7 protein-coding genes are annotated in these 15,319 nt (G+C 60.1%); all 7 read right to left on the bottom strand.

Annotated elements, in window-relative coordinates:
* Nucleotides 1–84: 84 nt before the first annotated feature.
* Nucleotides 85–2,058, bottom strand: a complete 1,974-nt coding sequence (gene glgB, locus VGB22_03230; protein HEX9750292.1) for a 1,4-alpha-glucan branching protein GlgB — start codon at nt 2,056–2,058, stop codon at nt 85–87.
* Nucleotides 2,058–4,184, bottom strand: a complete 2,127-nt coding sequence (gene malQ / locus VGB22_03225; protein ID HEX9750291.1) for a 4-alpha-glucanotransferase — start codon at nt 4,182–4,184, stop codon at nt 2,058–2,060. The genes glgB and malQ overlap by 1 nt, the downstream gene beginning before the upstream one ends.
* 5 nt (nt 4,185–4,189) lie before the next feature.
* A complete protein-coding gene (gene treS / locus VGB22_03220) occupies nt 4,190–7,522 on the bottom strand; it encodes a maltose alpha-D-glucosyltransferase (protein ID HEX9750290.1) in 3,333 nt (1,110 codons plus the stop codon).
* A gap of 10 nt (nt 7,523–7,532) precedes the next feature.
* Nucleotides 7,533–9,497, bottom strand: coding sequence for an alpha-1,4-glucan--maltose-1-phosphate maltosyltransferase (locus VGB22_03215; protein ID HEX9750289.1), 1,965 nt, complete (start codon nt 9,495–9,497; stop codon nt 7,533–7,535).
* Between the two features lie 69 nt (nt 9,498–9,566).
* Nucleotides 9,567–11,696 (bottom strand): glycogen debranching protein GlgX, encoded by a 2,130-nt coding sequence (gene glgX / locus VGB22_03210; protein ID HEX9750288.1) that lies wholly within the window; start codon nt 11,694–11,696, stop codon nt 9,567–9,569.
* Between the two features lie 117 nt (nt 11,697–11,813).
* On the bottom strand, nt 11,814–13,844 hold the full coding sequence (locus tag VGB22_03205) for a choice-of-anchor L domain-containing protein (protein ID HEX9750287.1): 2,031 nt from the start codon (nt 13,842–13,844) through the stop codon (nt 11,814–11,816).
* Nucleotides 13,845–14,277: 433 nt separating this feature from the next.
* The gene (locus VGB22_03200) at nt 14,278–15,156 is read right to left on the bottom strand and encodes a bifunctional methionine sulfoxide reductase B/A protein (GenBank protein ID HEX9750286.1); all 879 of its coding nucleotides are present in this window, start codon (nt 15,154–15,156) and stop codon (nt 14,278–14,280) included.
* Between the last annotated feature and the right edge of the window lie 163 nt (nt 15,157–15,319).

Below are 15,319 nucleotides of genomic sequence, written 5' to 3'. Positions count from 1 at the left end.
AGCTTCTCAGTACGCAACTCCTGCGTTGCTCCACCGATATCGCCGGCACACGCTCGATCGCTGAAATCAGACGACGCCGCAGGATCAGCGCGCTGCTGTTTGAGCGGATTGCAGGTAAATAGCCCCAAGCGGCGGGAGAATCGGCTCGAGGGATTGCGGGTGGCCGTGCAGGGCGATCGGCGCTGTGTGAACCGTTCCCATGTTGCCCATCCCGGTGCCGCCGTAGCACTCAGCATCGCTATTGAAGACTTCAACCCAGCGGCCTGCTGCGGGAACACCGATGCGGTAATTCTTGCGGGGAATCGGGGTCAGGTTAAACACGATGGCGAGATCAGGTTTTCCCTGAGTGGCGGATAGCCGCAAGAAGCTGATGACGGTGTTCGTCGAATCCTGAATGTCGATCCACTCGAACCCCGACGGCTCGCAGTCTGCGCGGTGCAGGGCGGGGAGGAGTCGATACAATCGGTTCAAATCCGTGATGAGCCGCTGGATGCCGGCGTGGCGATCATACTGCTCCAAATGCCAGTCCACGCTGCCATCATGATTCCACTCGTCCCAGGAGGCGATCTCGTTCCCCATGAAGAGCAGCTTCTTGCCGGGCAGTGCGAACATGTAGCTGTACAAGAGACGCAGGTTCGCGAACTTCTGCCAGTCGTCCCCCGGCATCTTCGAGAGCAGCGAGCTCTTGCCGTGGACGACTTCATCATGGGAGAGCGGCAGCATGAAGTTTTCGTTGAAGGCATACACCATGCGAAATGTCAGGTCGTTCTGATGATGCCGGCGATGAATGGGGTCGCGCTCAAAGTACCGGAGCGTGTCGTGCATCCATCCCATGTCCCACTTCAGTCCGAATCCAAGCCCCCCTGCATGGGTGGGACGGGACACCATCGGCCACGCGGTCGATTCTTCGGCGATGGTCTGGACATCCGGATAACTCAAGTAGACAGCTTCGTTCAGACGCCGCAGGAACGCGATGGCATCGGTGTTTTCACGGCCGCCGTGTTCGTTCGGCAGCCATTCCCCGTCCTTTCGCGAGTAGTCGCGATAGAGCATCGAGGCGACGGCATCGACACGTATCCCGTCGGCATGATAGCGGTCCAGCCAAAACATGGCCGAGGAAATCAGGAAGCTGCGCACTTCGTGGCGTCCGTAATTGAAAATGCAACTTTTCCAGTCGGGGTGGAAACCGAGTCGCGGATCGGCATGCTCATATAGGTGCGTGCCGTCAAAGAACGAGAGGCCGTGCTCGTCGTTGGGGAAGTGCGACGGCACCCAATCGAGAATGACGCCGATGCCCTGCTGGTGCAACGCATCGATCAGATGCATGAAATCCTGCGGCGATCCCTGGCGGCTGGTGGGCGCGAAATATCCGGTGGTTTGATAGCCCCACGATCCGGTAAAGGGGTGCTCCATAATCGGGAGCAATTCTACGTGCGTGAATCTCATGCGCAGCACGTACTCCGTCAGTTGATCCGCGAGCTCACGATAGGACAGCGGGCGAAATCCTTCCTCGGGTACACGCCTCCATGACCCGAGATGAACCTCGTAGACCGAAATCGGCGCATTCAGCGCATTGCGCTGCGCCCGTGACGACATCCAATCGCCGTCATGCCAATCGTACCCGAGATTCCAGACGACCGAAGCGGTCTTCGGTGAGACTTCCGCCCGAACAGCGAATGGATCGGCCTTCTCGACGGTGTAGTCGTTGACGTGAGAGCGAATGTGATACTTGTAGCACTGGCCGGTCCTGGCAGCCGGAACGAATCCTTCCCACAGTCCCGACACTCCCTGTTGGGACAAGGGGTGCGCGTTCCGGGTCCAGCCGTTAAAATCGCCGATCACCGACACATAGGCCGCGTTCGGAGCCCACACACAGAAGTGGACGCCGGATTGGTGGTTGATCGCCGTCGCATGCGCGCCGAGTTTGAGATAGAGCCGCGCATGTGTCCCTTCGTTGAACAGATGCAGATCATCGGGCGTCAGCCCAACGGAATCAATCGCAGGCGACGACGGTCGGTCCGAGAGGACGTTGCGGCTGTTGGGCACATCGGTGGGCATCACTGCGTATGTCCTTCCTTGAGTCGTCTTCGAATGGCATCAAACCGCCGCAGGAGACAGACCACCTCGGCATCGCTCAGAATATCGCCAAGCGAGAATCGCGCCTTGCGCCGCCAATTGTGCCGTCCGCTTGTCCCGGGAATATTTTGGGGCTGGGTCTCCAGCCACAGGTCCTCAAGATTGATCAGGGCGGTTTCGGCCGGGGATGCGGCGAGACGATCCAGAACGGCCCTGAGAATCCCCCGCAGGTTGAGATCGTGAGTTGTTGTTCCCGGCAACGGCCGCAACAGGGTGCTCATCGCCAAACGGCATTCGGCTCTGCGCTGAACCTCGCGTCTGGCGCGTTGTCGGGAAAGCAGATTCCGCGCAACGCGGTCCGGGATATCATCGCCATTGAGAAAGGATGCGAGGGGGGGCATGTCGTGCGTATTCAATGCGGCGACCGACCGGCGGGGCGCGCGATCGAATCCCTGGGCGCCGTGAGACTGCAGTTCGTATTGAAGGATGTGCATGCGACGGATACCATGCCGTTGGAGGGCGCGGTTGATCTCAGGGGGCACGATCCCCAGATTCTCGCCGACAATTGCAGCGCCGGAGCGATGCGACTCGAGGCACAAAACGGCGAATTGCTCCTCGGCATCGTAGCGCACATAGATTCCATCGCGCGCGTTCAATCCATCGGCAATCCAATAGAGCCGTCGGCACTGCATGACATGATCGATACGAAGCATGCGGGCATACTGCAGTTGATGGCGCACGCAGGCGCGCAGATAGCGATATCCCTGTTGGCGCAGCGTGTCGGGATGCAGAGGCGGCATGCCCCAATTCTGGCCGCTGGTGAAGACAGCATCCGGCGGCGCGCCCGATGACGCATCGTGTACGAAGAGATCGCGCTCGTGCCAGGGATCGAATCCATCGCGCCGGACACCGATCGGCAAATCGAGGTACAGCCGCACTCCTGCGCGGTCGAGACGTTTCGCGCACTGCGACAACTGCTCACGGGCGAGCCACTGCGCGTACAGATACGACTGCGCCATCGCGGGATCGTAGTCCGAGGCACGCAAATCGCCGTCTCGAAGACGGGCAGGCCAACGACTCCACGGCGATCGACGTCGCGCGGCCGTGGCCATGAATGCGGCGTAGCGCGCCGACAGCGGGTGTGCCCGTTTGTACGACTCGTACGCGGCCCGTCGTCGGGAGGGACCATGCCGATGGAACCATTCAGCCAGTTGTCCCAGGAGCGACCGCTTCAGTTTAGCCAGACTTTCATACGCGACAAAATCCGATCGGCGGGCGCGCATGATTATCGTTTGAGCGGCAGCGGACGATAGAGTGTCCTGCGCCTTGCGGCATCTTGTGAGCTCGGGAATCGACTCGATGTCGAGGTGAAACTCATTCCAGAATAGCCGCGAGACCGGGGCGTACGGGCTCGGATCGATGCGTCCTCGCAGCTTGACGGGCAGGAGAGGCAACGAGGCGACGACGCCGGCTCCCACTGAGTTCATTGTCTCTCCCAGCGAGGCCAGCTCTCCGAATTCGCCGCATCCCCAGTTTGTATCGGAACGGACCGCGTAGAGCGGCAGGAAAACGCCCCATGCGCGGGCGTTGCCTTTGGGCGCGGCTTGTCGCGGTGCGCTGACGATCCGCGTTTCGCAAGCGTGTGCGCCGACCGTGATGAAGAGCGCATGGTATCCGAAGGGCAATCGGAGATTCAGCGTCAGACGACATCGGAAGTATTCGGCGATGGATGCTTCGCCATCTGTGCCTGAGCGCGAACGAACGACGCGCGCCCGGTACTCGTGTACAGTTCCATCTTCGTGCTGAATCCGGCCAGTTGCCACATCCGGCATATTGTGTCGGGGCAAGGTGAGTCGAACGCCCCGCAGACGTCCATCCCAGGCAACGAGAACCGGCTCGACGATCCGAGCATTGAGTTGCTTCCGACGCTTCGCGATCGCCTCGTTGACGGTGCGAAACGATGTGAGGTCGCAGCCCATGGCCAATAGTGTGGCGGTTAAAGGGTCACGCGCGGCGCGATGGCGGCGCCCGTCGACGTCTGTGTACTGAGTCTCGATGCTGTACAGTGCGGCGAGACGTTCGAGCGCTGTCGGTGTGCCGTTGGACATCCCGGTCACGGCTCCCGGTGATTGAGCAGACTGAGGATGCCTTGCAGCGGGACCGTGACCCATGCGGGCCGGCTGTTCAATTCGTATTCGAGTTCGTAGATCGCCTTCTGCAGCAGGAACACATTCAGCAGTACATTCAGATCGGCGTTATTCGACGGCGCAATCGGTCCTGATTGGACAGTGGTCAGGTAGGTGTTGAGGTAGGCGACACTGACCCATGTGGTCCAGTGTTGCCGCCATCGTTCGAGGTGAAAAGATGACGTCGCCGAATCGAGACGATCGCGCAGCGCGACCACTCCGGCGTAGTCGAACGATCGCAACATCCCCGCCACGTCCCGCAACGGCGACCGCTTCAGGCGGCGCTCCGACAGCGGTCGTGCCGGTTCTCCTTCGAAATCGATGATTACGTAGTCCTTGCCGGTGAACAGCACCTGCCCCAAATGAAAATCGCCATGGCAGCGCGCGCGCGCAGCCGCAATTTTGTGATCGAGGAGTCGGGAGTAACACGTGACGATCTGATCCTCCGCGCTCAGGACCGCTGCGGCGGCGGCCCGATCTCCATCGGGGAGACCGGCGAGATTACGGCGCAGCAATGCCAGCGCCTGGTGCGCTTGTGCGCGGAAGGCCTGATACAAACTCCGCTGATACAGAACGGAGAACGGTTCCGTGGCAAAGTTCGGATCGGATGGATCGGAGCAAAGGGCCAGATGCATCTCGGCCGTCCGCAGACCCAACGCACGCGCCGTTTCAAGGTAGCCGCCGACGGACTCGATTGCAGCGTCGGGTATCTCCGTCCCGACGAGGGCCACGAGAGTCCGCCCGGCCTCGTCGCCGACCGGCGGATCGGCGTGAGTCATCGCCTGCTCATAGAATCGGGCGAGAATTTCTAAAGTATGTGTCCAGGCATCGCCCTGGTTCGGGACAAACTGCTGAAGTATGCCGAGCGTTTGGATCGGCGCCCGTTCAGCGGACTGCAGCCCGATGTCACCGAGGAGGGGAGCGATGTGCCCGAAGCGACCCCGCTGCGTCAGGAATCGCATGATCTCGAGCTCGGGATTATCGCCCGGGTCGACCTTGCGAAAAAGCTTGAAGACATGCCGCTGCCCGTATATGAACGATGTATTGCTCTGTTCTGAGGACAGGATACGCGATTCGACCGGCTGCCATTCGGCGCCCGCCGGCGTACGGCCGCCCGAATCGGCGCGGCAGAGTATCGACGCCTCGCCGCTGCGAAAGCGTCGGCGTCGGAAAATTGATTCGCGGATCAGCGTGCGGAAACCACCATCGACAACGGCATCGTAGATGATGCCATCGCCGCTCGGAGTCGCCAACATCGCAATAACGGCATTCGGAGATTCCGACAAAACGCGCTCGGCATCGGGGCCGGACGCGAATCCCAGCGGAACCTGATAGACTTCCGGTTCGCCCTCCGTATAGCGAATCTGTACCAGTGCAATGGCGTAGGACGGCGCAATCAGCAGCGTCTGCGTCAACTCTGCGCCGTGCAGCGATTTGCCCTTGCCGCCGAACCACCGTTGGCGCGAGACATACGATGCCAGATCATGTGTCAGCGCGGTCCGCGCACGACCGCTCAACACCGATTCCCAACGACGCCCCACACGCAACGGCCGACCGGCGACTGATCCCGACACGGGAGCGGGGAGCGACGGGCGCTCTCCTTGAAGCAGCAGCCAGTAGAAGGTGTGCGGTCCCAATGTCAGAATATACGGCGAGCGGTCGACGGCCGGAAAACGCACACCGCCGAACACTTCGACGGGATGCTGTCCGGAGTAATCCCCCAACAGCAGCGTGACGCTCTGAGGAAAACGCGAAAGGTTGCACACGACCAGAACGTGCTGGTCGTCGTGGCGGCGCAAGAAGGCCAATACCTTGGGATTGTCTGACGCTACAAACTTCAGATCGCCCCGCCCGAACGCCGGGACACTGCGGCGCACGTTGATCAGCCGACGCATCCACCATAAGAGCGAATGGGGGTTGCCGGACTGCGATTCGACGTTGACGGCCTCGTAGTGATACTCCGGGTCGATGATGACCGGCAGATAGAGCTTCTGCGGGTTCGCGCGAGAGAAGCCGCCGTTACGGTCGGCGTTCCATTGCATCGGCGTCCGGACTCCGTTGCGGTCACCCAGGTAGATGTTGTCGCCCATTCCGATTTCGTCGCCGTAGTACAGCACCGGTGTTCCCGGCAGAGAAAACAGCAGCCCGTTGAGCAGTTCGATTCGTCGCCGATCCCCTTCCATCAGCGGGGCGAGGCGGCGGCGGATGCCCAGATTGATCCGCATCTGTGGCTCGTAGGCATAGGAACGGTACATGTAGTCGCGTTCCTCGTCGGTGACCATTTCCAACGTCAACTCGTCGTGATTACGCAGAAAGATCGCCCACTGGCATGACTCCGGAATCGTCGGTGTTTGTTCGAGAATATCGATGATCGGAAAGGCGCTTTCCATCCGCACGGCCATGAAGAGCCGAGGCATGACCGGAAAGTGGAACGCCATGTGCGATTCATCGCCGCTTCCGAAATAGGCGATGGCGTCCTCCGGCCATTGGTTGGCTTCCGACAGCAGCATGCGGCCGGGATAGTGCTCATCGACATGTCGACGCAAGTCTTTGAGCAGGTCATGGGTGCGCGGGAGATTCTCGCAATTGGTGTTCTCCTCCTCGAAGAGATAGGGAACCGCGTCCAGCCGCAAGCCGTCGACGCCCATGTCGAGCCAGTAGTCCAACACCTGACGCACAGCGCGCACGACCCTCGGATTCTCGAAGTTTAAGTCGGGTTGGTGTGAATAGAAGCGGTGCCAGTAGTATGCCTTGGCGACCGCGTCCCATGTCCAGTTGGCTGATTCAAAATCCTTGAAAATGACGCGCGCATCCTTGTAGCGATCCGGCGTCTCGCTCCAGACGTAGAAATCTCGCAATGGCGATCCGGGCTCCGCGCGGCGCGCGCGTTGAAACCACGGGTGCCGGTCGGAGGTGTGATTGATGACCAACTCGGTGATGACGCGCAGATCGCGATTGTGCGCCTCGTTGAGGAAGACTTTGAAATCGCGCACCGTGCCGTAGTCGGGATGAATGTCGCCGTAGTCGGAGATGTCGTATCCGTCATCCCGCAACGGCGACGGATAGAAAGGCAAGAGCCAAAGCGCTGTGACTCCCAAGTCGCGCAGATAGTCGAGCTTGCCGGTCAGGCCTCGGAAATCGCCGATGCCGTCGTCGGTGCTATCGGCAAACGCGCGCACATGCAGCTCATAGATGACCGCGTCCTTGTACCAGAGCCGGTCATCGCCCGGTGGAATGTCTTTTGCGTGACAGTGCGTCATGGATTGGTGCTCAGGACGCGCCCTTGCAGTCGATGACAAACAGATGTGCGGGCTGACGTCGCGGACTGATCTCGACGAAGTTGCGTTCGTCCTTCCACACGTGTTGCGTGCCGGTCAGGAGATCATGGGCAACGTAGGTTTGGCCGGGCGACAGTCCCAATGCATTCAGGTTCAGCGCCGTCCATCCCGATTGCGCGTTGAACGGATCGAGATTGACGATGATCAGCACGACATTGTCCTTGTCGTCGGTCGCCTTGCTGTAGCACAACAATCGATCGTTCTCGATGTCATGGAAGACCAGCCCGCGGTTGGATTGCAGAGCCGGATTCGCACGCCGGGACATGTTGACCCGCTTGATCAGCTCGCGCAGACTGTCGGATCGCTCGATATCCCACTGTCGAATCTCATACTTTTCCGAATTGAGGTACTCCTCCGAGCCGGGGGTCAACGGTTTGTTGTCCGCCAACTCGTACGCGGGGCCGTAGATGCCGTAGTTGGCCGCCAGCGTCGCCGCCAGGACCAACCGGGCCGCGAATGCCGGGCGTCCGCCCTGTTGCAGATACGCATGCAGGATATCGGGCGTGTTCGGCCAGAGGTTGGGGCGGAAGTATTCGGCCACTTCGGTTTTAGTCAGTTCCGTCATGTACTCGGTCAGTTCACGCTTGCTGTTGCGCCAGGTGAAGTACGTGTACGACTGGCTGAATCCGATCCTGGCCAGATGATCCATGATCTTTGGGCGTGTGAATGCCTCTGCCAACAGAATGACTTCGGGATAATCGCGATGCAGTTCGGCCATCAACCATTCCCAAAACGCAAATGGCTTGGTGTGCGGATTATCTACTCGAAAGAGCGTGACGCCCTGCCCGATCCAGTACTCAAACACGCTTTTGAGCTCTGCCCACAACGCCCGCCAGTCTTTGGATTCAAAGTCGAAGGGATAGATGTCCTGGTACTCTTTCGGCGGATTCTCCGCATATCGGATCGATCCATCACTGCGATGCTGGAACCAGTCGGGATGCTCTTTGACGTACGGATGATCCGGGCTGCATTGGAACGCAATGTCCAGAGCGATGGCCAGACCATGCTGTTGAGCGGCCGTCACAAGTTTGCGGAACTCGGCGATCGTCCCCAACGCCGGATGGATCGCCTTGTGCCCGCCCTCATCCGACCCGATCGCCCACGGGCTGCCCGGCTCGCCCGGACCGCATTCGACCGCGTTGTTCTTTCCTTTGCGGTGGGTCGTGCCAATCGGATGGATCGGCGGGAGATAAAGTATGTCGAATTCCATTCCGGCCACATACGGCAGCCGCCGGATACAGTCGTCGAACGTGCCGTGCAGCCCGGGTTTGCCTGCTGCCGACCGTGGGAACATTTCATACCACGCGCCGCACACGGCCAGCCGGGGATCGACCTGGACAACCAGTTCGCGCGTGTAGCTTGCCATCCCGTCGCGCGGATCGCAGCGTTGCATCAGGGCACAGAAACCATCGTCTAACGCCGCGGAGAGACGTCGGTCTATTGACTCATCCGACTGCAGACGACGGAGTGCTGTGTTGATCGCGTCCCGATCGTCCGGAGACGCGTGTTGCCGACGCGACTTGATGAGTTCGCAGCCGGAGGCGAAATGCTCTGCGACATCGACGGCTGCTTCGGATTTCCGCTTGAGATCACGCCGCCAGGTGGCGAAATGGTCAACCCAGCCAACCACGGTGTATCGATACGCAACCAAACGCTCGATGGTGAAGCGCGCATGCCATTCATCGTTGCGCGCTGACAGCATCGTGACTTCCTGCCAGTCGCCGTCTCCGGCGACGAATCGCAGCACTACGCCCAGTTCGTCGTGACCATCGGCGAACACGTGCGCGCAGACATCGACGAATTCGCCGACCGTACGCTTGATCGGAAATTTCCCGCCGTCGATCTCCGGAGAGACACTCTCGACGACGACACGCGGCGGCGGGGGTACAGCTTTCAAGAGCGACGGCGACGACGACGCTTGGCTGTGCGGAGACCTGAATTCGGCTGAGTGTATATTCACGGCCGTTTACCGATCCTTCAGCAGGCGAAACAAACCAAGACTGCGTGCAGTGATCTCATAAGCGACTCCCTGCGCGAATCGAACGCCCTGAGCATCAGGTTCTGATGTGTCCAGCAACAGTTCCCAGGCGTACATGCCCGACTCAGGAGGCATTTCGAATTGTACGTCCGCCGCCGAATGATTCATTACCAGAAACAGCGTCGTACCGACGATGCGATTGCCCTCCGTATCAGTCTCAGTGATGGCATCGCCGTCGAGCCGCACGCCCAGGCATCCCAGACTCGGCTCATGCCATGCCTCGGCCGTCAGTTCCCGTCCGTCGGGACCATACCACGCAGCGTCCTTGAACTCGGAGCCGGGTGCGACCTCCCCACATAAGAATCTTCGGCGTCTGAGGACCGGTTGTTCACGGCGGATACGGGCAAGGCGGCCGGTAAACGCGCGGAGGGACTCTCCCTGCAGGCCGGGATTCCAATCGACCCACGTTAATTCGCTGTCGTGGCAATAGGCGTTGTTGTTTCCCTGTTGGGAGCGGCCGAGTTCGTCTCCGTGACTGAGCATCGGCACGCCCTGGGCGAGCATCAGTGTCGCCAGAAAATTTCGCTGCCGCTGCCATCGCAGGGCATCGACCGCCCGATCGTCGGTCGGTCCCTCAATGCCGCCGTTCCAACTGCGGTTGTCGTCGGAACCGTCGCGATTGTTCTCGCCGTTGGATTCATTGTGCTTTCTGTCGTAACAGACCAGATCGCGCAGCGTGAATCCGTCGTGGCACGTCACGAAGTTGATGCCGGCCGACGGGCCCCGTCCCGACGACGCAAACAGGTCGCTTGAGCCGGTCAGTCGCGTCGCCAGTGCGGATGCGCATCCTGATTCGCCGCGCCAGAAGGAACGGACCGTGTCGCGAAACCGTCCGTTCCACTCCGACCATCCCGGTGGAAATCCACCGGCCCGCAATCCACCGGGACCCAGATCCCACGGTTCGGCGATGAGCTTGACGCGCGACAGAATGGGATCCTGCGCGATGGCACGAAACAGACCCGCCTCAGAGTCGAAATCCTGAGGATCGCGTCCCAATGCCACCGCTTCGTCAAAGCGAAAGCCATCGACGTGCATCTCGCTCACCCAGTATCGCAAACTGTCCATGACCAATTGGAGTACGCGCGGGTGGGTCACATTCAGGGTATTGCCCGTGCCGGTGACATCGACATAGGTGCCGGGATCGTGCGGGTCCAGACGGTAATACGCGCGATTATCCAGGCCGCGAAACATCACGGTTGGACCATCCTGATCGCGCTCCGCCGTGTGATTAAAGACGACATCGAGAATGACTTCCAATCCGGCTGCATGGTATGCGCGTACCATCTGCCTGAACTCGTTAATGACATCGCCGGGCGCCCGTGAAACGGCATAGCGGACGTCGGGAGCGAAGAATGACAGCGTGCTGTATCCCCAGTAGTTGGTGAGACCGCGTCCGATCAACTCATGCTCGCTCATGTGCTGATGCACCGGCAACAACTCCACCGCCGTGACGCCCAAATCCTTCAGGTGACGGATGACAGGGTCCGTCGCCAGTCCGAGATAAGTGCCCCTGAGATTCTGCGGAACATCAAGGTGGCGTCGCGTGAATCCCTTGACATGAAGCTCATAGATGACGGTCTCGTGCCACGGGACGGATGGCAACTGATCCCCGCCCCAGTCGAATGACGGATCGATGACCATCGCCAATGGCGCGCATCCCGCGCTGTCGGACTTGTCGAGCGTGCGCGACATGTCGTCAGTGGCGTGTCCGTCGCCGTACAACTCAGGGCGCCACTGCGGCGGACGGGCGACGCAGCGCGCGTACGGGTCCAGCAGCAACTTGTGCGGATTGAATCGGTGTCCCTGCGACAGTTCGTAGGGTCCGTGGACACGCAGACCATAGAGCTGTCCCGGGCCCAGTCCGGGAATGTAGCCATGCCAAACGTGATTCGTCTTTTCAGGAAGCGGGATGCGCTGTGATTCATGATCTGACGCGACTGAATCGAAGAGGCACAGGTGGACTGCGGTGGCGTGTTCGGAAAAGACAGCCATGTTGACGCCGTGACCGTCCCAATGTACGCCGAGGGGATAGGGCAGGCCGGGCCGGACACTCCGCATCGGAGTGCGAAGATCACCGATCAGTCCGACAAAATCAATCCGTATGAGTTGTCGCCGTGTGGCCTGGAGATCGGATCAGCCAATAAGGAATGAGGATTCCTGTGGAGGCAGATGTGCTTAACGCAGCAAGACCATGGCGCGGCTCAGCACGGAAGACCCGGTCCGCAGACGGGTAATATAGACACCGGAGGGCAGCCGCTGCCCCTGATCGCCGGTGCCGCTCCAGGAGACGCTGTGTTGCCCGGCCGGCAGATCGGCCGAAAAGAGTGAGACAACGGGGCGACCAAGGACGTCATAGATTGCGATGTCCACATGCGCGGCGGTGCTCAGTTCCCATCGAATGACCGTTCCCGCATTAAACGGGTTCGGGAAATTCTCAAGCAATGCGGCTGACTTGGGAGCGGAGGCGACAGGACGATTCTCGGATTCAAGAACCGACGTCAGTGCCAGACGTGCGACATCGCCGATATTCTCGCAGGTCAGCAAGGCGCGCGCGAGCGCACCGAGAATATCGTCGTGGAGCGGCTCGGTCCATTCTGTCGGTCGCCCGAGCGATGGCATCGCCGGAATGGACCGCCCGAAATGCTCGGCAATCGTGCAGATGTCGATAGAATCGATGACGCCGTTGCCGTCGCAATCCGCGTGAGTGGCCCCTCGCGGCACCCAGGCCTCCGATAATTCACGATTCCAGCCGTCCGTTCGACGCGGCCGGGCCGGGCCGGAGAGCTCCCAGAATCGTCCCAGCGGCAGGACGTCGCGTTCATCCACTCGACCATTATCGTCGGCGTCGCCGGGGTAGACGCCGGGCGCGGTTCCGAACGTGAGCAGAAAGTCATCGATCGGCGAACCCTCGGGAATACCATTCAAGTTGCCGTCGAGCGCATTCCCGGTCAGGTCGGTCATCGAGGCGCTGATGCGCAGCGTGACGACGTCGTCGTCGGGCCATTCGAACTTGGGCGATACGCTGAGAAAGACATCGTTGAGTACAGCACTGACCGTGATCGCGACGCCGTCCTGATTGGCGGCCGAAATCGACGCATCCAGGTTCCCTGTTACCGGCTCGGAAAACCGGACCGTCACTTTATCATCCCACAAGTGATCCAGCCCGCCCTCTACGGGCGTCGTGGCGACGACAAACGGCAATATGCTTTCGACCACATTGATCGATGCCGTGCAGGTATCAAAACCGCCCAAACTGTCGCTGAGCTGAAACCGAATGATGAATGTCCCGGTCTGAACCGGCTGCCATGAAAATTGAGATGAAATCCCGGTGGCCGGGCCGGCCAGCGGCAGAATCGGCGACATAGTCGCGGTCGGCGGAAAGCTGCCGACGTCGGTCATGGTGATTGTCTGTCCCGTATCGGGGTCGGAACCATGGACAAGGAAGCTGAGCTTTGCGCCGGATGAAATGGTAAAGGGTCCCGCCGGATCGAGTTCACAGACCGGAGGGCTATTGTTCACGCTGCCGCAGATGAAACTCTGCCCCTTGATGAAGACGTCGGAATCCAGCGAAGCATCTCCGGCGTCGGCAATCGCAATCTTGATGTGGTTGAGTCCGGGATTGATCGCCGTTTCGGCAATCAAGACGACCGTCATTCCGTCCATCTGCGTATTGATCGGACAGGTCTCGTTGAACTGACACGTGTCGTCGACGTTATTCCGATAGAATTGCGGGTTGGAGGCGTTCTCGCCGAGGGGATTGCCGCCATTGACATTGTTGATCGAGACGACCGTGATGCCGTCGGGCAGCAGCGCCACGTTCTTGCCATTTACGAAGAAGCCAAAAACATCGTTGTAGCTCGCATTCACATACTCATTGTACTCTTCGGAGGAGAAGACATACTCAAAACCGACTCGCTGGACATTCTCGCAGACAAAATCGAACTCCAGGACGGCAGCGTCCAGGGTTTCGAATCCGGGAATCAGCGCGTCGAGTTCCGGATCACCGGGCTGATCGTTCTGCCACCCGGCCCCGCTGCTATTGTTGGGACCGACAACAAACGAGATGTCACCGGTCGACAATACAATCCCCGACTCAAATCCGACAATCCCCTCGCCGCCGGTGAAAGTCCCCAGCGCAATCGCGGCACCGCTGTACCGGATATTACTCACAGTGAGCGCCGTCTTGCCGAGCAGTGCGTCGACCACGTCTTCGACCGTCTGATCGCCTGAGATGTCAATGGTCTGGAGCCCTGTCGCTCCTGCCCCCCGAACCTCCCGGCGCGGCCGAGGGCGATCGTTCCCTTGCGAACTGCCGCGATCGCTCGCCGAACGAATGTACCCAGCGTCGAAAAAAAGGAGGAGGACCGTCCCGACGGCGACAATGGCCGCCACCGACAAGGGACGCCCCCGGAGTCGGCACAAACCCGACGGGCGTTTTCGGATGCCTCTTGGCAGGGCTGTGTTGATCACGCTGACACCGTATGACCGCCGGCCGGGAGGAATCTATCGAATCGCCCGATCGGCAATCAAGTGCGCAGACGAAATGTCCCGATGTGGCCGATCGTCTGCAAGACAAATCGGGACCCGCCGTCGGCATGTGACCATCATGGACGGCTGTTGGGCCAAACGGCAAAGGGGATCAGAATCGTTTCTGGTATGCGTGGCAGTAGGGCTGCTTACCGGTGTACTCGTAGTAGTCCTGGTGGTACTGTTCGGCCTCCCAAAAGGTACCGGCTTTTGAAAGCCGTGTGGCAACCTCGTACCCCTTACCCTCCAGCAGCCCGATCAGCTTCTCGATCACCCGCTTCTGGGCATCATCGACATAGAAAATTTCCGAACGATACTGATCGCCGATGTCCGGGCCTTGCCGATCGACCTGAGTCGGATCGTGAATTTCAAAAAACAGCCGCGCCAGCGTTTCGTAGTCGATCCTGGCCGAATCGAATACGACTTCGACTGCTTCGGCGTGTCCGGTGTTGCCGTTGCAGACATCCTTGTAGGTCGGTTTGGATGTATGGCCCCCCATGTATCCCACTCGGGTTGAAATGACGCCCTCGGTCTTGTTCAGCAAGTGCTCAGTTCCCCAAAAACACCCCCCGGCAAAGTAGGCAGTCTGAGTTGCGACCTCTGCCTGCCGTCCGGCAGGGATGAATTCCAGGGAGAGGGAATTGACGCAATGCCGAACATCCTTCGGCGTCAGCTTCTCTCCCTCGAAAACATGCCCGAGATGGCCCCCGCACCTCATACAGGTGATTTCCGTCCGAAATCCGTCGGCGTCGGGGGTCCGTTTGACTGCCCCAGGCACCTCATCGTCGAAACTCGGCCACCCACAGCCCGACTCGAACTTGTCGGCCGAACGGTACAACTCCGCGCCGCAATTCCGGCACACGTAGGCGCCTTCTTCCTTGTGGTTCCAATACTTTCCGGTAAAGGGCGGCTCAGTCCCTTTGTGGACGATCACCCGTTCTTCTTCGGGAGTCAACGCCTTGACGGTCACAACACTCTCCTCCGATTTCATCCTGGTCTGAGCCCACGCGAGCGTGCCGATTGCGGCCAGAAAAAGTAAGATACCGGCGCGCCAGGGACTACGGGAAATGTCTTCCATCGGACATCGACCTCCGAATCGTTTCGGGCTCCGCTACGTCTCGGCGACTGCCGCCACCGTTAAGACACGGGCAGAT

Source organism: Candidatus Zixiibacteriota bacterium (assembly GCA_036397555.1).
Lineage (GTDB): Bacteria > Zixibacteria > MSB-5A5 > WJJR01 > WJJR01 > DATKYL01.
Note: the sequence above shows the minus strand (reverse complement) of the source record. Positions and strands in the feature narration are given on the sequence as shown.